19 protein-coding genes are annotated in these 20,527 nt (G+C 70.3%); 15 read left to right on the top strand and 4 right to left on the bottom strand.

All coding sequences use genetic code 11. The annotated features are described in order from the left end of the window. Nucleotides 1-9: 9 nt before the first annotated feature. Nucleotides 10-987 carry an alpha/beta hydrolase gene (locus QPK32_RS01000; RefSeq protein ID WP_290410916.1) on the top strand — a complete coding sequence of 326 codons (978 nt, stop codon included), beginning with the start codon at nt 10-12 and terminating at the stop codon, nt 985-987. A 205-nt stretch (nt 988-1,192) separates the two neighbouring features. Beyond that, nucleotides 1,193-1,471 (top strand): hypothetical protein, encoded by a 279-nt coding sequence (locus QPK32_RS00995; protein ID WP_290410915.1) that lies wholly within the window; start codon nt 1,193-1,195, stop codon nt 1,469-1,471. A gap of 60 nt (nt 1,472-1,531) precedes the next feature. On the opposite strand, the gene QPK32_RS00990 is transcribed toward QPK32_RS00995, so the two are convergent. Both QPK32_RS00990 and QPK32_RS00985 read right to left on the bottom strand, forming a co-directional pair. After that, complete coding sequence (locus QPK32_RS00990) at nt 1,532-2,512, bottom strand: HDOD domain-containing protein (protein ID WP_290410914.1); 981 nt, start codon at nt 2,510-2,512, stop codon at nt 1,532-1,534. 179 nt (nt 2,513-2,691) lie between these two features. After that, nucleotides 2,692-4,014 carry an FAD-dependent oxidoreductase gene (locus QPK32_RS00985; protein WP_290410913.1) on the bottom strand — a complete coding sequence of 441 codons (1,323 nt, stop codon included), beginning with the start codon at nt 4,012-4,014 and terminating at the stop codon, nt 2,692-2,694. Nucleotides 4,015-4,237: 223 nt separating this feature from the next. Between QPK32_RS00985 and QPK32_RS00980 the strand changes: the two genes are divergently transcribed. The 12 genes from QPK32_RS00980 to QPK32_RS00925 are packed head-to-tail and all read left to right on the top strand — an operon-like array spanning nt 4,238 to nt 15,931. Then, a complete protein-coding gene (locus tag QPK32_RS00980; protein WP_290410912.1) occupies nt 4,238-4,888 on the top strand; it encodes a cytochrome c3 family protein in 651 nt (216 codons plus the stop codon). After that, the gene (locus QPK32_RS00975) at nt 4,885-7,692 is read left to right on the top strand and encodes a 4Fe-4S dicluster domain-containing protein (RefSeq protein ID WP_290410911.1); all 2,808 of its coding nucleotides are present in this window, start codon (nt 4,885-4,887) and stop codon (nt 7,690-7,692) included. Before QPK32_RS00980 ends, QPK32_RS00975 begins: the two co-directional genes overlap by 4 nt. Beyond that, entirely contained in the window at nt 7,689-9,083 is a 1,395-nt protein-coding gene (gene nrfD, locus QPK32_RS00970) for an NrfD/PsrC family molybdoenzyme membrane anchor subunit (RefSeq protein ID WP_290410910.1), read from the top strand. The genes QPK32_RS00975 and nrfD overlap by 4 nt, the downstream gene beginning before the upstream one ends. After that, a complete protein-coding gene (locus QPK32_RS00965; protein WP_290410909.1) occupies nt 9,080-9,625 on the top strand; it encodes a DUF3341 domain-containing protein in 546 nt (181 codons plus the stop codon). Before nrfD ends, QPK32_RS00965 begins: the two co-directional genes overlap by 4 nt. An 8-nt stretch (nt 9,626-9,633) precedes the next feature. Then, nucleotides 9,634-10,224 (top strand): cytochrome c, encoded by a 591-nt coding sequence (locus QPK32_RS00960; RefSeq protein WP_290410908.1) that lies wholly within the window; start codon nt 9,634-9,636, stop codon nt 10,222-10,224. After that, nucleotides 10,221-11,255, top strand: a complete 1,035-nt coding sequence (locus tag QPK32_RS00955) for a hypothetical protein (protein WP_290410907.1) — start codon at nt 10,221-10,223, stop codon at nt 11,253-11,255. Before QPK32_RS00960 ends, QPK32_RS00955 begins: the two co-directional genes overlap by 4 nt. Beyond that, nucleotides 11,248-11,577, top strand: coding sequence for a hypothetical protein (locus QPK32_RS00950; protein WP_290410906.1), 330 nt, complete (start codon nt 11,248-11,250; stop codon nt 11,575-11,577). The genes QPK32_RS00955 and QPK32_RS00950 overlap by 8 nt, the downstream gene beginning before the upstream one ends. Next, nucleotides 11,574-12,371: an SCO family protein gene (locus tag QPK32_RS00945; RefSeq protein ID WP_290410905.1), complete on the top strand. Its 798-nt coding sequence runs from the start codon at nt 11,574-11,576 to the stop codon at nt 12,369-12,371. The genes QPK32_RS00950 and QPK32_RS00945 overlap by 4 nt, the downstream gene beginning before the upstream one ends. Next, nucleotides 12,368-13,330 (top strand): cytochrome c oxidase subunit II, encoded by a 963-nt coding sequence (coxB, locus tag QPK32_RS00940; RefSeq protein ID WP_290410904.1) that lies wholly within the window; start codon nt 12,368-12,370, stop codon nt 13,328-13,330. Before QPK32_RS00945 ends, coxB begins: the two co-directional genes overlap by 4 nt. Further along, complete coding sequence (gene ctaD / locus QPK32_RS00935) at nt 13,305-14,927, top strand: cytochrome c oxidase subunit I (protein WP_290410903.1); 1,623 nt, start codon at nt 13,305-13,307, stop codon at nt 14,925-14,927. The genes coxB and ctaD overlap by 26 nt, the downstream gene beginning before the upstream one ends. Further along, the gene (locus QPK32_RS00930; RefSeq protein ID WP_290410902.1) at nt 14,924-15,604 is read left to right on the top strand and encodes a cytochrome c oxidase subunit 3; all 681 of its coding nucleotides are present in this window, start codon (nt 14,924-14,926) and stop codon (nt 15,602-15,604) included. Before ctaD ends, QPK32_RS00930 begins: the two co-directional genes overlap by 4 nt. Then, nucleotides 15,605-15,931: a cytochrome C oxidase subunit IV family protein gene (locus QPK32_RS00925; protein ID WP_290410901.1), complete on the top strand. Its 327-nt coding sequence runs from the start codon at nt 15,605-15,607 to the stop codon at nt 15,929-15,931. It begins immediately after the preceding gene. A gap of 1 nt (nt 15,932) precedes the next feature. Here QPK32_RS00925 and QPK32_RS00920 read toward each other — a convergent pair whose 3' ends face one another. Then, nucleotides 15,933-18,161, bottom strand: a complete 2,229-nt coding sequence (locus QPK32_RS00920) for a TonB-dependent siderophore receptor (RefSeq protein ID WP_290410900.1) — start codon at nt 18,159-18,161, stop codon at nt 15,933-15,935. Nucleotides 18,162-18,413: 252 nt separating this feature from the next. Between QPK32_RS00920 and QPK32_RS00915 the strand changes: the two genes are divergently transcribed. Continuing rightward, complete coding sequence (locus QPK32_RS00915; protein WP_290410899.1) at nt 18,414-19,205, top strand: hypothetical protein; 792 nt, start codon at nt 18,414-18,416, stop codon at nt 19,203-19,205. A gap of 6 nt (nt 19,206-19,211) precedes the next feature. Here the strand turns inward: QPK32_RS00915 and QPK32_RS00910 are convergent, their stop codons facing one another. Beyond that, nucleotides 19,212-20,513 carry a family 1 glycosylhydrolase gene (locus tag QPK32_RS00910; protein WP_290410898.1) on the bottom strand — a complete coding sequence of 434 codons (1,302 nt, stop codon included), beginning with the start codon at nt 20,511-20,513 and terminating at the stop codon, nt 19,212-19,214. Nucleotides 20,514-20,527 lie beyond the last annotated feature (14 nt).

Below are 20,527 nucleotides of genomic sequence, written 5' to 3'. Positions count from 1 at the left end.
ACTATTGACATGAATGTCTACCACCGCTCATCCGGCGCGGGCTTGCCGGTCGACGCCGCGACGCTGGACGAAGCGCGCGCCTTCAACCGCAAACTGGCCTATGCACCACGCTTTCGTCTCGGTAACGACTTCGTGTTGCGGCTGGGGCAGGGCCTGCTGCGCCTGTCCCAGATCGGCGCCGACCGCAAGCTGGCGCGCCGCCGCCTGGCCGTGCAGGAAACCCAGGCCGTCGCGGACGGCCTGCGCGTGCCCGTGCGCATCCTGCGTCCGCCCGGGATCCCGCGCGCCGTCGTGCTGGACGTGCACGGCGGCGGCTGGGTGATCGGCAATGCGCGCATGGACGACGACCGCAACGCGGCGCTGGCGCTGGAGTGCCAGGCGCTGGTCGTCTCGGTCGACTACCGCCTCGCCACCGACGCGCCGATGCGCGACATCATGGACGACTGCCTGGCCGCCGCGCGCTGGACGCTGGACGGCGGCCTGGCCGAGGGCGCCGGCCTGCCCGTGTTCCTGGTGGGCGAATCGGCCGGCGGGCACCTGGCGGCGGCCACGCTGCTGCGCCTGAAGGCCTGGCCCGGACTGCTCGCGCGCGTCAAGGGCGCGGTGCTGTTCTACGGCGTCTACGACCTGGCCGGCACGCCCAGCGTGCGCGCGGCGGGCCCGGACACGCTGCTGCTGGACGGCCCCGGCATGGTGCCCGACATGGCGCACCTGACGCGCGACGTCGACGACGCCGGCCGCCGTGCTCCTCCTCTGTCCCCGCTCTACGGCGACCTTGCCGGCATGCCGCCGGCGCTGATGTTCGCCGGCGAACTCGATCCGCTGCGCGACGACACGCGCGAGATGGCCGCCCGCTGGGCTGAAGTGGCCGAGGTCGAGGTGCACATGCTGCCGGAAGCGCCGCATGGCTTCATCCAGTTCCCGACGCGGATGGCGCGGCTTGCGCTGGAGCGGGCAAGGCAGTGGATCGCGGAGCGGATCGGCTAGCGAGCAGAAGCACGTCGATCCGACCGGGTATCGATAGAAAACTATCGAAATTGTCGTAAGTGCACGACAGTCAATCCCGATTAGCTGGGACTATTGATTCCATAGGGAAATAGAAATTGACGAAATCGCGAAATGACGGCATCATTATTCCGTAGAGAAACTAGTTTCACCCGCCGGTTCCGCCGGTTCAACTTACGGATATGCCATGACCACCATTCGCACCGCTGTACTTGCCCTGCTGCTCGGCGCAGGTTCCCTGGGATCGGCCGTTGCCGCCGAAGCTGGCCAGGCGGCCGCCCAGCCGGTGCGCACGCTGTCGTCTCCGGCCGCCGTCGTGCACGGCGATGCCGAGCTGCGGGCCGACATGGACGAGCGCCTCGACCCGCGCGCGATCGCCTTGATCGCCCTGGGCATCGGCGTGGCGGGCGTCGTGGCTGGCGTCCGCCGCCGCAAGGCGCTGGAGGCGCTGCCGGAACCCGTGTGAGACACTGACTCGCCGATAAAAAAAGCGCCCGCGGGCGCTTTTTTTTATTGCCCGCCGCGTTCAGGCCTCGGCCTGCGCGTTCCCCAGCTTGGTCAGGCAGCGCCGCTGGAAGTTGTCCAGTCCATCCGTGACGAGGCTGTCCTGCTCGGACAGCACGTTGCCGTCGATGAGCAGGCGCAGCTTGGCGATGCGGTCGCCCAGCGCCAGGGCGCGCGCCAGCGGCAGGTCGCCCGGGTCTCCGGCATGGGCGATGCTCTCGCACACCTCGGCCGGGAAGTCCCAGTGGGCGGCGATGTGGGACGACAGGCGCCGGCTGAGCGCCTGCAGTTCCTGCCCGAAGGCGCGCGAGCCGGGAATGCGTCCGTCCTCGCAGATGTCGTCCGAGACGCGGAAGGCGACCATCAGGCCGACGTTCTGCAGCAGGCCGGCGAGATAGGCTTCGAAGGCGCCGGCCGTGACGCCGGGCGCCATCAGGCTGGCGGCCAGCGCGCAGCGTTCCGACTGGTTCCACACGTTGGGCGCGGCGATGCGGGCGAAGCCCCCGGCCTGCATCTTGATGATCGGACGGAAGGCCAGGCGCGCCAGCAGCATTCGCAGGCCGTCGTGGCCCAGGCGCATGATCGCCGCCTCGACCGTGCTGACCGGATCGAGCGAGCGGTAGTAGGCGCTGTTCGCTTCGCGGATCAGTTCCGCCACCAGCACCACGTCCTGCGACGCCTGGCGTCCCATCTCGACGTGCGATATGGAGTCGTCGCTCAGGCTGGCCAGCAGTTGCGGGATCACTTCCGGCACCCGCGGCACCAGGTGCGCGGCCGCGCCCGGATCGTCCGCCATGGCCGTGACCTCGCCCAGGATGCGGCGCTCGGTCTCGGCCGGCGCGTGGAAGCCGTTCGATGCCGTCAGCCAGCGGTAATAGGCGGCGTCGATTTCCGCCCCCGTGTCCACGTGGGCAGCGCCGGCCGCCGCCGCGGCCGCCATGGCGGCGGCCGCGGCACCGTCGCCATGCGCGCCGCCGAGCAAACGATTGAACCAGTTCTTCATCTTGTGTCGCCTCGAAATCCCGCTCAGGCCGGCTGCGTGGAGCGCCGGAGGAGGCCTGTTGGTGCCCTCATGCGATCCGGGTAGTTTCTGGCCGGCAATACATCAGCGTAGCACGCAGGCGCGCGCAGCGCTAGCCCGACGAGTAGTAATGCTGACCCAGATACCGATCAGGCGGGCCGTCATGCCGCCTGGCCGGTGCCGGCGCGGGCCAGGTGCATGCCGAGCCGCTTGCCCAGGCACAGCAGGGTCAAGGTCGGCGGCAAGCCCCATGGCGCGGGAATCACGGACGCATCGCACACGTACAGGCCCGGCGCGGCGGTGCGCAGGTCGGCGTCGACGACGTCGCCGATGCGCGCGCCGCCGCCCGGGTGGGCGGCGAAGTGGTGGCTGGAGAACAGGTGGCGGGCGCCTGCTTCCTTGAGGATGGCGCGGGCGATCTCGGTGCCGTGGCAGAAGCGCGCGCGGTCGCCCTCCGTCAGCTTCTTGTCGACCCAGCGTGGGCCGATGGCGCCGCCGATCGCGTCGCGGATCTTGACCATCACGGACAGCGTGCGGCCGTGCGCGAACAGGCGGTCGACGCGGCCGGCCTGGGCGGCGAAGGCCTGGTACATCGGGCGCGGCAGCGTCAGGTCGGCCAGCGCGATGCCGTCCCCGTGCCAGGTGGCGCCGGCCGCCATCGGCACCTCGGCGCCGCCGGGTCCCCCGGCCCCGTCCAGGTCGTCGACGCTGCCCATCACGGCGATGACCGGGTCGCTGAAGAAGGGGACGGGTCCCCGTATCAGTCCGGAGGCCCGCAGCAGGCGCGGACTGCCGATGCCGCCCGCCGCCAGCACGACGAGGGGCGCCAGGAAACGCTCCGGCGCGCCGTCGACGGTCGCTTCCACGCCGGCGGTGCGGCCGTCCTCCAGCAGCACGCGCTCGACCAGGACGCCGCTCCTGACCGCGAGGCCGGCGCGGCGCGCCTCGTCGACGAAGTCGCGCGCCGTCCACTTGGCGCCGGTCGGGCAGCCGTACACGCAGCGCCAGCAGCCGGCCTGGCAGGATTGCGGACGGATCATCTTGTCCAGCTTGCGCCAGGGCAGGCCCAGCGTGCGCGCCGCGCCCATGATGCGCCGCGCCATCGGCCCGACGAGGCCATCCGGCAGCGGGGCCATCGGCAGCTCCGCCCGCAGTTCCTCCAGCGCCGGGGCGAGGTCGATGCCGTGCGCGGCGAACATGGCGGCCGGCGGCGGGGCCGCGGTGGCGAAATTGACGGTCGAGGTGCCGCCCAGCGTCAGCGCGCGCACCAGCAGCGAGGCGTCGCGGTGCAGGAACGCGCCCTTGCCTGGCACCGCCGCCATGCCGGCCATCTGGCCCAGCGTGCCGGCCAGCGGCGCATCGCCGCCCCGTTCGAGCAGCAGCACCCGGCCGCCGCGCCGCGCCAGTTCGCGCGCCGTCGCGGCGCCGGCGGGGCCGCTGCCCACGACGATGGCATCGAAATGACGGGATGGTTGGGCTGGCATGGGAAGAAGGAGTGGAAGCGGGTCTGCGATGCTACCACGGCACGCCCGGCGCGCGCCATTTCCTGGGCAAGTCGATCGCATGCGGCAGGCTCGGCCAGCCCGGCCATATCGTGCAGGGCCAATTCCGGTGCCGGGCTATACTGGATCGCAGCAAGAATGGCGCCGCGTAGAGCGCCGTATTGACAATAAAGACCAACGTGTCGAACCCAAGCATTCCATATCGATGGCAGCACCGTTTTCCCGATCGGCCGTCCTGTACGTCAAGCTGGCCCTGCTCGCCGTGCTCGGACTGTGCGCGAGCGGCATCGCCCTGGCGTGGTGGGTCATGACGCCGGCCTACGGCACCATGGAACCGGTGGAGCAGCCGATCCCGTTCAGCCACAAGCACCATGTGGGCGACGACGGCATCGATTGCCGCTACTGCCATACCTCGGTCGAGAAGTCGCGCTTCGCGGGCATGCCGTCCACGTCCATCTGCCTGAGCTGCCATTCGCAGCTGTTCGTCGATTCGCCGCTGCTCCAGGCCCTGCACGAGAGCGAGCGCACGGGCCGGCCGATCCGCTGGGTGCGCGTGCACGACTTGCCGGACTTCGTCTACTTCGAGCACGACATCCACGTGAACAAGGGTGTCGCCTGCGTCGAGTGCCATGGCCGCGTGGACCAGATGCCGCTGACCTGGCGCACCGCCTCGCTCGAGATGCAATGGTGCCTGAACTGCCACCGCGAGGCGCCCAGGCACGTGCGGCCGCTGGACAAGGTGCTGTCGATGGAGCCGGCCAAGCAATTGAGCCCGGAGGAAGTGCGCCAGCTGACGCGCATCTACCGGTTGCGCGACGCGCAGACGCTCACCAACTGTTCCACCTGCCACCGATGAGCGCGCCCGGCCACCGTCCCGTGTTCCCCATCACGCGCGCCGACGCCGCCGCGCGGCGCCGCTTCCTGAAACTGATGGCGGCGTCGACGGCGCTGGCCGGCGCCGGCTGCAAGGGACCGCCCGGCGAAACCATCGTGCCCTGGGTGCGCATGCCGGAGAGCGCCGTGCCGGGCCGGCCGCTGTTCTACGCCAGCGCCTTCGTGCGGCGCGGCCATGCCCACGGGGTGCTGGTGGAGACGAATACGGGACGGCCGACCAAGGTCGAGGGCAACCCCGACCACCCGATCGCCGGCGGCGCCACCGACGTCTTCACGCAGGCGTCGATCCTGCAGCTGTGGGACCCGGACCGCTCGCAGACCGTGCAGCAGGGGACGGAACTCTCGACCTGGCCCGCCTTCGAGGCCGCCCTGGCCGCGCGCCGCCCGGCCTGGACGCGCGACGGCGGCGCCGGCCTGCGCATCCTTTCCGGCCCCTCCAGTTCGCCGACGCTGGCGCGGCAGCTGGACGCCGTGCGCGCGCGCTGGCCGGAAGCGCGCGTCCACTTCTGGGATCCGCTGCAGGACGACGGCGCGGCGCAGGCGTCGCGGCTGGCGTTCGGCAGGGTGCTGGAACCGCAGTATCGCCTGGACCGGGTGTCCGTGCTGCTGGCGCTGGACGCGGACCTGCTGGGCAGCGGCCCGGCCGGCCTGCTGCATGCGCGCAGCTGGGCCGACGGCCGGCGCCTGGGCGAGCATGCGGGCGAGCGTCGCCTGTATGCGCTGGAATCGACGCCGACGCTGACGGGGGCGCATGCCGACGAGCGCCTGGCGCGCAGCCCCCGCGAGATCGCGGCGAGCGTGTGGCGCATCGCGGCGCTGCTGCGGACGGGCGCCGACGCCGGACAAGCGCCCGATGCGCGGACAGCGCGCTGGGAAGCTGCCGTCGCCAAGGCGCTGGACGGCGCGCGCGGCCGGGCCCTCGTCGTGGCCGGGCCGACGCTCGATCCGGCCAGCCGCGCGCTGGTCCACCTGCTGAACCAGCGCCTGGGCGCACCGGTCGACCATATCGCGCCGACGACGCTGGGCGACGCGGCGCACGCGGCCTCGATCGCCGCGCTGGCCGCGGACATGCATGCCGGGCGCGTCGACACGCTGCTGATGCTGGACGCGAATCCCGTCTACACGGCGCCGGCCGACCTCGACTTCGCCAGGGCGCTCGCGCGCGTGCCCCTGAGCGCCCACCTGGGGTTGTACCGCGACGAGACGGGCCATGCGGCGCGCTGGCACCTGCCGCTGGCGCACGGCTACGAGACGTGGAGCGATGCGCGTGCGGCCGACGGCACGGCCAGTATCGTGCAGCCGATGATCGCGCCGCTGTACGCGGGACGCTCGGCGCACGAGGTGCTGGCGCTGCTGGATGGCGAGGGTTCGCGCGACGGCCTGGCCCTGGTGCGCGCGACCTGGCGCGAACGGGGCCTCGCGAGCGACGATGCCTGGCGCGAGGCGCTGCGCATCGGCTTCGTCGCCGGCAGCGCGGCCGAGCCCGTGGCGGTGCCCACGGTGCCGCTGCCGCGGCCTCCGGCGCCGGCGAAGGCAGCGGCCCTGGTGGCCGTCTTCGCCGCCGATCCATCGGTCGACGACGGCGCGTTCGCCAACAACGGCTGGCTGCAGGAATTGCCGCGGCCCCTGACGTCGATCAGCTGGGACAACGCCGCGTTCATCGGTCCCGCCAGCGCCGCCCGTGCGGGTATCGCCAGCGGCGACCGGGTGCGGCTGCGCGTGGGCGGCCGCACGGTGGACGCGCCCGTGCTGGTGCTCGCGGACCAGGCCGAGGGCGTCGTCACGCTGCCGCTGGGCTATGGTCGGCGCGCCGCCGGTAGCATCGGCAACGGCGTCGGCTTCGATGCCTACCGCCTGCGTACTGTCGACACCTTCGCGGCGGCGCCCGCGCTGGCCGTGGAGCGGCTGGCAGAAAAGCACGACTTCGCCATGCGCCAGCGCGAATTCGACATGCACGGCCGCGCCCCGGTGCGCGTGGCGGAGCTGCGCCGCGGGAGGGCCGTGCCGACGGAAGCGCCGGAAGAACCGGTGCCGAAGGTGTCGATGTACCCTGAGCGCAGCTACGACGGCTACAAATGGGGCATGGCGATCGACCTGAACGCCTGCATCGGCTGCGGCGTCTGCACCATCGCCTGCCAGGCCGAGAACAATATCCCCATCGTGGGCAAGGAGGAGGTGATGCGGGGCCGGGCCATGCACTGGATCCGCGTCGACCGCTATGTGGAGAGACGCCGCACGCTGTTCCAGCCCGTGCCCTGCATGCATTGCGAGCATGCGCCCTGCGAGGAAGTCTGTCCGGTCGGCGCCACCGTGCACGATGGCGACGGCCTGAACGTCCAGGTCTACAACCGCTGCGTGGGCACGCGCTTCTGCTCGAACAACTGCCCGTACAAGGTTCGCCGTTTCAACTTCCTGCAGTATTCGAACGAGCAGTTCGAGAGCCTGAAGGCCTTGCAGAATCCCGAGGTCACGGTGCGCCGGCGCGGCGTGATGGAGAAGTGCACCTACTGCCTGCAACGCATCACGCGCGCCCGCATCGACGCGGAGCGGGCCGGAAGGCGCGTGCGGGACGGCGAGGTCGTCACCGCCTGCCAGGCCGCCTGTCCCACGCGGGCGATCCGGTTCGGCGACCTGAACGATCCGAAGAGCGACGTGGTCGCGGCCAAGGCGTCCGCCCACGACTACGTGCTGCTGGAAGAATTGAACACCCGTCCGCGCACGAGTTATATAGCGCGGGTGGTGAATCCCGATCCGGAGGCGGGATGAGCGGGCCAACGACGACCGGGCGCGAGCCGCCCCGCTCGCAGGGCAGCGAGATCCTCGGCGCCGGCTGGAGCTACGCGGGCGTCAGCGACGGGATCGCGGACATCGTGCTGGCGCACCGCTTCGGCTGGAAGTGGTGGACCGCCTTCCTGGGCGCCAGCGCGGGCGTGTTCGGCCTGCTGGTGGCGCTGGTCTGGCTGCTCGTGAAGGGCGTGGGTATCTGGGGCATCGACATGCCTGTCGCCTGGGGCTTCGCCATTGCCAACTTCGTCTGGTGGGTCGGCATCGGCCACGCGGGCACCTTCATCTCGGCCGTGCTGCTGTTGCTGCGCCAGCGCTGGCGCACGTCGATCAACCGTTTCGCCGAGGCGATGACGCTGTTCGCGGCCAGCATGGCCGGCATCTATCCGATCATCCACCTGGGCCGCCCCTGGTTCTTCTACTGGCTGGTGCCCTATCCGAACAAGATGGACTTGTGGCCGCAGTGGCGCAGCCCATTGCTGTGGGATTTCTTCGCCATCGCGAGCTACATCCTCGTCTCCGCGCTGTTCTGGTACGTGGGCCTGATCCCGGACCTGGCGACGCTGCGCGACCGCGCGGGACGGGCGGGGCAGCGGGTGCGCCAGGTCGTCTATGGCCTGCTGGCCCTGGGCTGGCGCGGCGAGGCGCGCCACTGGGAGCGCTACGAATCGGCCTACCTGCTGATGGCGGGCCTGGCCACGCCGCTGGTCGTGTCCGTGCACACGATCGTGTCGTTCGACTTCGCGGTGGGGAACACGCCGGGCTACCACTCGACGATCTTCCCGCCGTACTTCGTCGCCGGCGCGCTGTTCTCCGGCTTCGCCATGGTGCTGACGATCGCCATCCCGCTGCGCGCCGCGTTCGGCCTGCAGGATTTCATCACGGGGCGCCACCTGGCGAATGCGGCCAAGGTGCTGATCGCCACGAGCTGGCTGGTGGGCTACGGCTATGCGGCCGAGGCGTTCACCGCCTTCTACAGCGCCGACCGCTACGAGCAGTACATGATGGTCAACCGCTGGACGGGTCCGTACGCGCCCATCTACTGGAGCATGCTGGCCTGTAACATCGTGCTGCCCCAGCTCCTGTGGCTGCGCCGCGTGCGCCACAACGTGCTGGCGCTGTTCGTGCTGAGCCTCGTCGTCAATTGCGGCATGTGGATGGAGCGGGTGCTGATCGTCGTGTCCTCGCTGCACCGCGACTACCTGCCGTCGTCCTGGGGCATGTACTACCCGACGTTCTGGGACTGGCTGACCTTGTTCGGCACGGTGGCGCTGTTCGTCTGGCTGTTCCTGCTGTTCGTGCGCTTCCTGCCCCTGATCTCGATCGCCGAGATGCGCGAGCTGGTGCGCGACAGCGCGAAGGGGGAGGCATGAGCGGGAACGGCGAGCGCCCCTGCGCCGGCATGCTGGCCGAGTTCCGCGGCGAGGGGGCGCTGTGCGCGGCCGCGCGGGCCGCGCGCGAGCACGGCTATACCCATGCCGAGGCCTACGCGCCGTTCCCCGTGGAGGGCCTGCCGGACATCCTCGGCATGCGGCGCCGCTGGATCGCGCCGGCGGCGCTGGCCGGCGGCCTGCTGGGCGGGGCCGCGATCTACTTCCTGCAATGGTATGCGGCGGTGGTCGACTACCCGCTGAACATCGGGGGACGGCCGCTGCACAGCTGGCCCGCCTTCATTCCCGCGACCTTCGAGGTGGCGATCCTGGGCGCGGCGTTCGGCGCGGCCATCGCGATGCTGTGGCTGAACGGCTTGCCGCGGCTGTACCACCCGCTGTTCGAGGTCGAGGAATTCGAGCTGGCCAGCCGCAACCGCTTCTACCTGTTCCTGCCGGAGCGCGACCCCGTGTTCGCGGCCGGGACGGCGCGCGACCTGCTGGAGGAGCTGGATCCCCTGTTCGTGTGCGAGGTGCCGGGATGAGGGGGACGATGCTGATCCTCTGCGCCTTGATGGTGGCCGGCTGCGAGCGCGCCAAGCAGGACATGTACGACCAGCCGCGCTACGGCACCTTCGCGGCCAGCCCGCTGTTCGCCGATGGCGCCGCGGCGCGCATGCCGCCGGCCGGCGTGCAGGCGCGCTCGCGCGGCGATTTCGCCGGCAGTTCCAGCGGCCGCCAGGGCGCCGGCCAGGTCGAGGACGATCTCGCGGCGGAACGGGCGCAGGCGAATCCCTATCCGGTCGACATGCGCCTGCTGGAAAAAGGGCGCGAACGCTACACGATCTATTGCATGCCCTGCCACAGCCCGGCCGGCGATGGCGACGGCCTCGTCGTGCGGCGCGGCTTCCCGGCGCCGCCCACGTTCCATCAGGACCGCCTGCGCGCGGCCGGCGACCGCCATTTCTACGACGTGATCAAGAACGGCTATGGCGTCATGGTGCCGTATGGCGACCGGATCGAGCCGCACGAGCGCTGGGCCATCGTCGCCTTCATCCGCGCGCTGCAACTGAGCCAGCACGCGCCGGCCGCCGCGCTGCCGGAGGCGGTGCGTGCCCGGCTGCCGGCGGGAGGCCAGCCATGAGGGCGCCGGTGGTCATCATCGCCGCCATCGCCGCCGCCGCGCTGGCCTGGGCCGGCTGGCGAGTCGACCTGCGCGGCCTGCTGGCCGGCTGGCTGGCGGCCTGGTGGTTCGCGACGGGCGCGCTGCTCGGCGGCCTGGCCAACGTGTGGCTGCACCAGCTGACGGGCGGCGCATGGGGCGACGCCATCCGCGCGCCGCTGCTGCGCGCGGCGCGCTGGCTGCCGCTGGCCTGCCTGCTGTTCCTGCCCGTGCTGCTGGGGATGCATGCGCTGTATCCGTGGGTGGACCACCAGCCGTCCGGCAAGCCGGAAGAGGCGTTCCGCGACTGGTGGCTCAGCCCCGGCTTCTTCGTGGCGCGCAGCATCGGCTACCTGATGCTGTGGAGCGCGCTGGCGTGGGTCGAGACCCATGCACCCCGGCGCAGCGCCGGCCGCGCCGCCGCATTCCTGCTGTTGTACGGGGTGTCGGTGGGCCTGGCGGCCGTCGACTGGATCATGTCGCTGCAGCCGCACTGGTATTCCAGCGTCTTCGGCTGGCTGGCAGGCGCGGGCCAGTTGCTGGCGGGGATGGCGCTGGCCGTCCTGCTGGCCGACCGCGAGGCCATCCGCGCGCGCCTGCCGGACCTGGGCAACCTGCTGCTGATGTACGTGCTGGTCTGGGGCTACCTGTCGTATTCGCAGTTCCTCGTCATCTGGGCGGCCGACTTGCCGCACGAGATTTCCTGGTACCTGCGCCGCAGCAGCGCACTGTGGCAGACGGTGGCCTGGCTGCTCGCGGCGGTCCACCTGGTCGCGCCGCTGGCCTTGCTGCTGGCGCGCCGCGCGAAAAAGGCGCCGCGGATCATGGGCATGCTGTCTGGGGGACTGCTGGGCGCCCACCTGCTCGATTGCTGGTGGCTCGTGCTGCCCTCGGTCGAAGGCCTGCGCTTGCGTGCGCTGTGGTTCGCGCCGGCGACGGCCCTGGTGCTGGCGGCGCTGGCCATGGCCGTCCGCCGGCCGGGAGCTGCGCGCGAGGAGGGCAGCCATGCCTGAATCGACACGGCTGGACGTGCGCAAGATCGGCTGGGGCGCATGCGCGATCCTGTGCGGGATCGCCTTCGCCGTCGCGGGCGCCTGGCTGCTGCTGCGCGCGACGGGCCCAGCCGCGAATACGCCGCCGCACGCGATCACGGCGCCGGCCCCGCGCCTGCAGACCGCGCCCGTGCCCGAGCGCGCCGCCTATTTCGCCGAGAAGGAACGCCTGACGAGCGGCTATGCCTGGGTCGACCGCGAAGCGGGCATCGCCCGCATCCCGCTGGCCGAGGCGATGCGCATCACGGCCGCGCGCGCCGCGAAGAAGGAGGACGGGCGATGAAGCCGCGCGCCCTCGCCGCCGCCTGGCTGCTGGCGTGCGCCGCGCTGCCGCCGGCCGCCGGCGCCCAGGCGTTGACGCTGCCGCCGCCGCCCGACGTCGCCTTCGACCCGCAACCGGGAACGCGGCTGCCAATCGACGCCATGCTGCGCGACGAGGCGGGCCGCGACGTCCCGCTGGGCGCGAAGTTCGGCCGCGCGCCCGTGGTGCTGGTGCCGGGCTACTACCGCTGCAGGAGCTTGTGCGGCACGGTGTTCGAGGGCGTGCTGCAGGCGCTCGCGCTGTCCGGCCTGAAGGCAGGCGACTACGTGCTGGTGGGCGTATCGATCGATCCGCGCGAGGACGGCGCCGCCGCGCGCGAGCGCCTGCCGCGCTATGCGGCGCTGCTGCCCGGCGGCGCGGCCGACATCGCGCTGCTGACGGGCGCGGCGCCGCAGCTGGCGCGCATCGAACAGGCGCTGGGCTACCGCGCCGTTCCGGACGCCGGCGGCGGGCAGATCGCCCACGCGGCCGGCTTCGTCGTGGCGGCGGCCGATGGAAGGATCGTGCGCTTCTTTCCCGGCGTGCGCTTCGATCCGGCCGGCGTGCGCGCCGCCGTGCTGGCGGCAGGCGCGGGCCGGATCGATCCGGCGCCGTCGTTCGGCCAGCGCCTGGCGCTGCTGTGCGCCCACTTCGACCCCGCCGCAGGGCGCCACAGTGGCGCCGCGCTGGCCGCCGTGCGCGGCGGCGCCGTGCTGGTGCTCGTGCTGCTCGGCGCCTGGATCTGGCGCCGGCGCCTGCGTGGAGACACCGCATGACATCCAGCACAAGCCCGCATTTCTACCTGCTGCCGGCGGATGGCGCCGCCACGGCCACGCGCCTGGACAGCCTGGCGCTGGCCCTGCTGTTGCTGACCGGCGCGGTGGCCCTGGTCGTGCTGGTGCTGACGATCGGCTTCGCCGTGCGCTACCGCGCCGGTTCCGACGCGGACCGCAGCAACGCGCCCAGCCAGGGCCGCGGCATCGAGATCGCGTGGACGCTGACCCCGCTGCTGCTGTTCCTCGGCATCTACGCCTGGGCCGCCATCGACTATGTCAAGCTGTACCAGCCGCCGCCCGATGCGATGCCCGTGTTCGTCGTCGCCAAGCAGTGGATGTGGAAGGCCCAGCACCGCAACGGCCGGCGCGAAGTGGGCGAGCTGCACCTGCCGCTGGGCCGTCCGGTGCGTCTCGTGATGACGTCCGAGGACGTGATCCACAGCTTCTACGTGCCCGGGTTCCGCATCAAGCAGGACGTGCTGCCTGGACGCTATACCAGCATCTCGTTCACGCCCAGCCGCGCCGGCGAATACCACCTGTTCTGCACGGAGTTCTGCGGCACCGATCACGCGCTCATGCTGGGCAGGATCGTCGTGCAGCCGCCCGGCGACTTCGCGCGCTGGCTCGCGGAAGGGCCGCGCCAGCCGGGGATGGCGCAGCGCGGGTTCGCGCTGTACCGCGACTATGGCTGCAGCGGCTGCCACGCCGCCGGCTCCACCGTGCATGCGCCGTCCCTGAATGGCCTGCTGGGGCGCCGCGTGCACCTGGCCGACGGGCGCGAGCTGCGCGCCGACGAAGCCTATGTGCGCGATTCGATCCTGGTGCCGGACAAGGACGTCGTCGCCGGCTACGCCCCGATCATGCCTTCGTTCGCCGGCAAGATCGGCGAGGAAGACCTGCTGGCGATCATCGAATACATCAGGGAGACCGGCCATGCCGACACCGCAGAACGACGCTAGCGTGATGGCGGAAACGCCGCCCGTGGGCGGCTACCTGGCCGAGGGCTTCACGCTGCGCTCCTGGCTGCTCACGCGCGACCACAAACGCATCGCCGTGCTGTACGGCTTGTCGATCACGCTGTTTTTCTTCCTCGGCGGGATCGCCGCCGCGCTGATCCGCCTCGAGCTGGCCACGCCGCAGGGCGACCTGGTCAGCGCGGACACCTACAACAAGCTGTTCACTGCCCACGGCGTGATCATGGTGTGGCTGTTCCTGATTCCGTCGATCCCCTCCGTGCTGGGCAACTTCCTGGTGCCGCTGATGATCGGCGCGCGCGACCTGGCGTTCCCGCGCCTGAACCTGCTCAGCTGGTACCTGTACATGGCGGGCGGCGTGATGGTGCTGTGGGCGCTGCTGGCGGGCGGGGTCGACACGGGGTGGACCTTCTACACGCCGTTCTCGACGATGTTCTCGAACTCGCACGTGGTGCTGACGCTCGCCGGCATCATGGTCACGGGCTTCTCCTCGATCCTGACGGGCCTGAACTTCATCGTCACCGTGCACACGATGCGCGCGCCGGGCATGACCTGGTTCCGCATGCCGCTGTTCGTGTGGGCCAACTACGCGACGTCGGTCATCCTCGTGCTGGCGACGCCGATCCTCGCGATGACCCTCGTGCTGGTGGCCATCGAGCGCCTGTTCCAGCTGGGGATCTTCGACCCGGCGCTGGGCGGCGACCCGCTGCTGTTCCAGCACCTGTTCTGGTTCTATTCGCACCCGGCCGTGTACATCATGGTGCTGCCGGCGATGGGCGTGGCCAGCGAGATCATCCCGTGCTTTGCGAGAAAACCCGTGTTCGGCTACCGCTTCATGGCCTATGCGATCCTGGCCATCGCCGTGATCGGCTTCCTCGTCTGGGGCCACCACATGTTCGTCAGCGGCCAGTCCGTGTACGCGGGACTCGTGTTCTCGCTGCTGTCCTTCCTCGTCGCGGTGCCGTCGGCGATCAAGGTGTTCAACTGGACGGCGACGCTGTACAAGGGCCGCATCCACTTCACGGCGCCCATGCTGTACGCGCTCGGCTTCGTGGGCCTGTTCACGCTCGGCGGGCTGACGGGCCTGTTCCTGGCGGCGCTGGCGCTGGACGTGCACCTGTCCGACACCTATTTCGTCGTCGCCCACTTCCACTACATCATGGTGGGCGGTTCCGTGATGGCCTACCTGGGCGGCATCCACTTCTGGTGGCCCAAGGTGACGGGAAGGATGTATTCGGAAGCCTGGGGCAGGGTGGCGGCGCTGGTGATCTTTGCCGGGTTCAATCTCACGTTCTTCCCGCAATACCTGCTCGGCTATGCGGGCATGCCGCGCCGCTACCACAGCTATCCGGAAGAATTCCAGCTATTGCACGTGCTGTCCTCGGCCGGGGCCGTGCTGCTCGCCATCGGCTACCTGATGCCGCTCGGCTACCTGGCGTGGTCGCTGCGCTTCGGGAAGCTGGCCGTGGCGGACCCGTGGCAGGCCACGGGCCTGGAATGGCAGACGGATTCGCCGCCACCCGTCCACAACTTCAGCCGCCAGCCGGAAGTCACGCGCGGCCCCTACGCCTATACGCCATGACGACGCGAATGCCTGCCGGGATGCCGCAAGCGGAGCTGGACGAACAGTTCTCCAGCCTGGCGCAGCAGGACCTGGCCCGCAGCTTCGGCATGTGGGTCTTCGTGTCGAGCGAGCTGCTGTTCTTCGGGCCGCTGCTGCTGGGCTACCTGTACCTGCGCACCCACTATCCGCAGGCCTGCGCACTGGCCAGCCGGCACACGGATATCTGGCTCGGCACCCTCAACACGGCCGTGCTGCTCACCAGCAGCCTGGCCATCGCCCTGGCCGGCGCCGCGGCGAAGGCGGGCGACCGGCGCCGCACGGTGCGCCTGCTGGCGCTGACCATGGTGCTGGGCCTGGCCTTCCTGGCCGTCAAGGGCATCGAATGGCACAAGGAAGTCGGCGAGCACCTGTTCCCCGGCGCCGGCTTCCGGCCGGACGAAGCACCCGGCCCCGAGACGCTGCACGGCATGCTGCTGTTCTTCCTGCTGTACTTCGCGCTCACGGGCATGCACGCGCTGCACATGTGCGTGGGGCTCGGCACCTGCGCCGTGCTGGCCTGGCGCCTGGCGCGCCGCGGGGAGGAGGGCCCCAGTGCGGAATCGGTCGAGCTGGCGGGCCTGTACTGGCACTTCGTGGACGTCGTCTGGATCTTCCTGTATCCGCTGCTGTACCTCGTCGGCAGGGCGGGAGGCTGAATGGACAAGGAAGCCAAACCGCTGCTGCTTGCGTGGGCCGCATTGATGGTGCTGCTGGCGCTGAGCGCCGGCACGGCCTTCATCCCGCTGGGCTGGGTCAACACGGCGCTGGGCATGGCGATCGCGCTGGCCAAGGCCGTGCTGGTGGCGCTCGTGTTCATGCGACTGCGCCGTTCCCCCGCGCTGCTGCGCATCGCGGCCGTCGTCGGCGCGGTGACGATGCTGGTGTTGTTCGGCCTGTCCGCGACGGACTATGCCACGCGCAGCGTGCTGCCGGCCGTCTGGCAGCAGCCGGCGACGGTGCCGGCGCGGGCCGGCGGCAGCTAGGTCAGAACTTCCACTGCAGCGTGGCGCGCACGCTGCGGTGCGACGGCACCAGCGTGCGCGCGCTCTGGCTGCCGTCCGCATCGAACACGAAGTCGCTCGCGCCGATGCGGTCCTGGGCCAGCAGGTTGGCGGCGGTGACACGGAGCTGCAGCTTGGGATCGAACTGCCACGCCGCATACAGGTCGAGGTCGCGCCGCACCGACTGGTACGAGGTCTGGTTGGCCAGCACGCGTACCAGCCCGCCGTTCTTGAAGACGTAGGAACCGCCTACGGTGAGTTGCGCGCGCGTGTAGTCCGCGCCCAGCGTGGCCGACAGCGGCGTCTGGGCGTCCAGCCGGTTGTCCGGACCCGGCACCTCGTCGACGTGCGACCAGTTGCGCGACAGGCTGGCGCGCAGGTCGAGCGGCAGCGTCGTGTCGAAGGCCGCCTTCAGCGGGAACTTGGCTTCCAGTTCCAGCCCGTAGGTCTTCGCGTTGCCGGCGTTGATCGGGATCGAGGTCCACGTGGCGCCGTCGAACGTCAGCTGGCGGCGCGTATAGTCGGAGATCCTGCGTCCGGAGACGGTGGCCGACAGCAGCGCGCCCTGTGCCCAGTAGTGCTCCCAGGCGGCGTCGAAGCCGAACGCGAGTTCGGGCTGCAGGTTCGGGTTGCCGAGCATGTCCGGATTGGTCTGGGTATTGTTGCCGGACTTGAAACGCAACGGCAGCAGGTTCAGCAGGTCGGGCGCCTTGTAGGTGCGGCTCAGGGCGAAGCGCACCTGGTCGCCCTTCGTTCCCGGCAGCTTGTACAGGGTCTGGAACAAGGGGCTCCAGACGGCCGAGCGCGAGTGGGCCGTGGGGAAGGTATTGCCTTCGGTCCGGATCAGGATGCCTTCCCAGCGCACGCCGAAGTAGGCCGACCAGGCCGGCGTGATGGTCCAGTCGTCCTGGGCGTACAGCTCGAGGCGCGAGACGGCGACGTCGTAGTCCTGGTCGGCGTCCAGCAGCACGTCCGGCTGCAGGGTGTCGCGGTCGCGGCGGTAGGCGTCGAGCGTGGAGCGGCCGGCATCCCAGCCGACGGCCAGCGTATGGCCTGCGCGCGCCGTCGTGCTCAACTTGCCCATCGTGGTGACGCCGCGCTCGTCGCCGCCGGCCGGGATGTTCTCGTGCAGCGGCGGCACGTCCGGGTTGCCGCTGCCGGTACGCCGGATCCATTCCGAGATGCGGCTGGCCAGGCCCGATACATTGGCGTCGAGCTTGGCGCCGCCGTCGAACTTGTGGATCCAGTCGAGCTCTTCGCGCACGATGTGGAAGATCGTCTTGCGGTGCCGGTCGATCGATGGGTAGTCGTCCAGGGGGCCGAGCAGCGTGCCGACGCGGCCCGCCGTGTCGAACTCGTAGTCGTTGAAGTTGAAGAAGGTCTGCGAGGTCAGCGTGTCGCCGCCTGCGAAGGTCCAGGTCAGTCGTGGTGTGACGTTCAGCATCGTCACGTGGTCGACTTCCGGCTCGCTCGACAGCCGCGCGCCGAGCAGCTGGCCGCCGGGACCGAAGCGCTGTTCCAGCGTGCCCGTGTCCAGCGTGTTGCGGGTGCGGCTCGCGCTCGCGGCCAGCGAATAGGACAACTGGCCGCGCCGGTCCGACAGGTTCAGGCTCGCGTTCGGGTTGTCGGTGGCGCTGCCGTGCGCGTAGCCCAGCTTGGCCGTGCGCTGGCCGGCCTTGACCGCCTTTTTCAGCACGATGTTGATGGTGCCGGCGATCGACTGCGTGGAAAACTCCGCGCTGGCCACCCGCAGCACCTCGATGCGCTCGATGACGTCCGGCGAGAGCGACTCGATGGAAAAGTTGGCCGGGGCCCGTTCGCCGTCGATCAGGATCTGCGTGTAGCCGTTGCCCAGGCCGCGCATGCGCACCTCGGTACCGCGTGCGCCGCTGCCGACGCTCACGCCTGGCACCCGCTTGAGCGCATCGACGACGCTGGTGTCGCCGTATTTCGCGAGCTCGTCGTGGCCGACGACGATCTTGGCGGCGGTATCGTCGCGGCGCGGGTCGTAGGCATCGGCCGCGCCGCGGATCTCGACTTTCTGCATGCTGCCGTCCTGGGCAGCGCCGGTCTGCGCGGCCTGCTGGGCGTGCACGCAGGCCGTGGCGGCGATGGCGGCGGAGAGGAGGGTCAGGCGCAGCAGGGGATGCGGACGGCCGTGAGCGGCTGGAGCGAATGGTCGGCGCTGATGGGTAGCGTTGCGTGGTGTCATGACATCGTCGGATTGAGAGAATTCGTTACTATTGGCGTTTCCACGCCGGGAGGCATCCCCCATTCGGTTGATCCAGGGAAATACGTGCACACTCACCTGTCGGATGCGTGGTCACACGGCCGCGCCTGGCCGGCGACGCACAGGGACAAAACACTGGACAATGGCTCCGAGACGGGATGCCGGCTGCCTGGAGAGACAGGCCGCGGGCGCAACCCGGCCGCGCATGATAGCTACCCGACCGCATGCCCGCCCATGACGAACGATTTCGCCGACCACTACATCGCCGCCCCCAACCCGCCAGCCCACGTGGCGCCGCGCATCGTGCGCCTTGCCAGCATCCAGTTCGCGTTCGCCGAAGACATTCCCGCCGCCGTGCGCACATGGGAGCGGCAGGGGTTCGTGCGTGTCGGCGCCAGCGCGCCGGAGGACGGCCGGCAAGACTTCCCGCACCGTGCCGCCGCGATGGGCGCGTCGCTCGTCGTGCAAAGCGCCGCGCCGGCGCCGCCGCAGGCCGCCTACCTGGCCGCCGTGTCGCGCCAGGTACGCGACAACGCGCCGATGGGACGCGGCGAAGGCCGTTCGACGATCGAAGTGCCCGACAAGCCGGTCGCCGTGCCGGGACGCGTGGGTCCGATGGCCTACAAGGCGGCACGGATCCAGCTCGGCATGACCGACGACCTCGATGCGGCGCTGGCACGGTGGAAGCGCGACGGTTTCGTCACGCTGGGCTGGGCCGATGCCGGCGGAAAGAACGATGTCATGACCGGGTATCCGGATCCGATGGCGCGGCTGGCCGCGGGCGCCGGGGCTGCGCTGGTGCTGTATCGCATCACCCCGGCCAGGCAGCGAGCCGTGCGCCGCCTGCCGAACGGCCGCATCGACATGGACGCCGTGCGCGCCGATCCGCCGGCCGCCAGGTCGCCCGGCGGCTACAGCGTCACGCAAGCCGTGTTCCTGGCGCCCGCCACGAACGCAGCCTGGAAAGCGGCGGATGCCTCGAACGAACTGCAGAACCAGTACGTGCCGATCGCCCCTGACGATTGACGGCGCCTATTCCGCCTTGGCGCCGCTGTCGTGCGAGTCCACGCGCATCAGCAGGCGCCGCAGGTTGTCGATGACGGCTTCCGTGTCCGGCCGGTGGTTGGCGCCGACCTGTGGATCCGGCTCCAGCTCGTCGTAGGGGCCGATGCGGTCGCGCCAGTCCGCCAGCAGCTTGCGGTACTCGCAGCCGGCCTTGCGGATCTGGCGGTCCAGGTCGTACAGGCCGCGCGCGTTGACGTGGCCGCGGTTGAAGCGCAGCGAGTCGTCCCAGTCGACCTGGTCGGTCAGCGAATACCAGGTGAAGCCGACCATCGGCACGCCCGTGTGCATGAGGCTCAGCATCATCGACCACTGGCGCCGCAGCCAGGACGACGCCTCGTCGCCCTGCGGACCCTCGTCGCGGTTGGTCTCGGTGTGCATCAGCGGCAGGCCGTAGCGCTCGTAGTACTGGCGCGCGATGGTCGTGTAGCCCAGCAGCTCCCCGGCCGCCGTGCGCGTGCCGTCCGGCTCGATGTAGTGTTCGTTGGTGACGTAGTAGTCGGTGCCGATGACGCAGTTGCGGCGCATGCCTTGCTGCTGGAAATAGCGCAGGTCCGCCTCCGTCATCCCGCAGTCGAGCACGAAGGCCCTTGCCGACGGGTCCAGCGGATGGCCATAGTTCATGTCCAGCGACAGGAAACGGATCTCGTTGAGCGCTTCCGCGAATTCCACCGCCTGCGGGGTGCAGGGATGGAAGTATTCGGTCGATTCGCTCTGGATGAACAGGGCGTCCGGACGGCGGCGTGCGATTTCCTGCATGGCCATCACGCTCGCCTGGGCCAAGTGCTTGGCCGCGGCGACGTAGGCGCGGGGGCTGCTCTGCTGCTCGTTCCACCAGCCGTACAGCGCGGAGAACCGGGCGCACACGTACATTTCGTTGACGGGCGTGTAGAAGCGGATCCACGGGTAGCGCGCGGCGAAATCGGCGGCGTACTGGCGGAACAGCGCGGGGAACTCCGGGTTCTGGAAGTTGCCCACCCAGTCCGGCACGCCGAAGTGGCACAGGTCGGCGATGGGCTCGATGCCCAGGCGCCGCAGTTCGCCGAAGGCCTCGTCCGAGAACTCCCAGTCGTAGCGGTCAGGGCCGAGCCAGACCCGGTGCAGCGGCACCCCGTAGCGCAGGTAGCCGATGCCCATCTCCTTCACCAGCGCGAAGTCCTGCCGCCAGTTGCGGTAGTGACCGCATTCCTCCATCTGATCGCGGCGCACGCGGCCGTTCTCGATGGTCGGGTAGCTGTTCTCGATGCCGGTGGCGAACATGAATGGGATCATCGCGGACTTCCTTT

The organism is Massilia sp. YIM B02763, from assembly GCF_030412015.1.
Lineage (GTDB): Bacteria > Pseudomonadota > Gammaproteobacteria > Burkholderiales > Burkholderiaceae_D > Telluria.
This window is presented reverse-complemented; position numbering and strand designations above follow the sequence as displayed.

Bases quoted from the DNA above. Each gene is read 5' to 3' on its own strand.
- QPK32_RS00915 (WP_290410899.1), top strand. From the start codon at position 18,414: ATGACGAACGATTTCGCCGACCACTACATCGCCGCCCCCAACCCGCCA.
- QPK32_RS00955 (WP_290410907.1), top strand. From the start codon at position 10,221: ATGAGGGCGCCGGTGGTCATCATCGCCGCCATCGCCGCCGCCGCGCTG.
- nrfD (WP_290410910.1), top strand. From the start codon at position 7,689: ATGAGCGGGCCAACGACGACCGGGCGCGAGCCGCCCCGCTCGCAGGGC.
- QPK32_RS00980 (WP_290410912.1), top strand. From the start codon at position 4,238: ATGGCAGCACCGTTTTCCCGATCGGCCGTCCTGTACGTCAAGCTGGCC.
- ctaD (WP_290410903.1), top strand. From the start codon at position 13,305: ATGCCGACACCGCAGAACGACGCTAGCGTGATGGCGGAAACGCCGCCC.
- QPK32_RS00990 (WP_290410914.1), bottom strand. From the start codon at position 2,512: ATGAAGAACTGGTTCAATCGTTTGCTCGGCGGCGCGCATGGCGACGGT.
- QPK32_RS00930 (WP_290410902.1), top strand. From the start codon at position 14,924: ATGACGACGCGAATGCCTGCCGGGATGCCGCAAGCGGAGCTGGACGAA.
- QPK32_RS00995 (WP_290410915.1), top strand. From the start codon at position 1,193: ATGACCACCATTCGCACCGCTGTACTTGCCCTGCTGCTCGGCGCAGGT.
- QPK32_RS01000 (WP_290410916.1), top strand. From the start codon at position 10: ATGAATGTCTACCACCGCTCATCCGGCGCGGGCTTGCCGGTCGACGCC.
- coxB (WP_290410904.1), top strand. From the start codon at position 12,368: ATGACATCCAGCACAAGCCCGCATTTCTACCTGCTGCCGGCGGATGGC.
- QPK32_RS00910 (WP_290410898.1), bottom strand. From the start codon at position 20,513: ATGATCCCATTCATGTTCGCCACCGGCATCGAGAACAGCTACCCGACC.
- QPK32_RS00965 (WP_290410909.1), top strand. From the start codon at position 9,080: ATGAGCGGGAACGGCGAGCGCCCCTGCGCCGGCATGCTGGCCGAGTTC.
- QPK32_RS00985 (WP_290410913.1), bottom strand. From the start codon at position 4,014: ATGCCAGCCCAACCATCCCGTCATTTCGATGCCATCGTCGTGGGCAGC.
- QPK32_RS00950 (WP_290410906.1), top strand. From the start codon at position 11,248: ATGCCTGAATCGACACGGCTGGACGTGCGCAAGATCGGCTGGGGCGCA.
- QPK32_RS00925 (WP_290410901.1), top strand. From the start codon at position 15,605: ATGGACAAGGAAGCCAAACCGCTGCTGCTTGCGTGGGCCGCATTGATG.
- QPK32_RS00975 (WP_290410911.1), top strand. From the start codon at position 4,885: ATGAGCGCGCCCGGCCACCGTCCCGTGTTCCCCATCACGCGCGCCGAC.
- QPK32_RS00920 (WP_290410900.1), bottom strand. From the start codon at position 18,161: ATGACACCACGCAACGCTACCCATCAGCGCCGACCATTCGCTCCAGCC.
- QPK32_RS00945 (WP_290410905.1), top strand. From the start codon at position 11,574: ATGAAGCCGCGCGCCCTCGCCGCCGCCTGGCTGCTGGCGTGCGCCGCG.
- QPK32_RS00960 (WP_290410908.1), top strand. From the start codon at position 9,634: ATGCTGATCCTCTGCGCCTTGATGGTGGCCGGCTGCGAGCGCGCCAAG.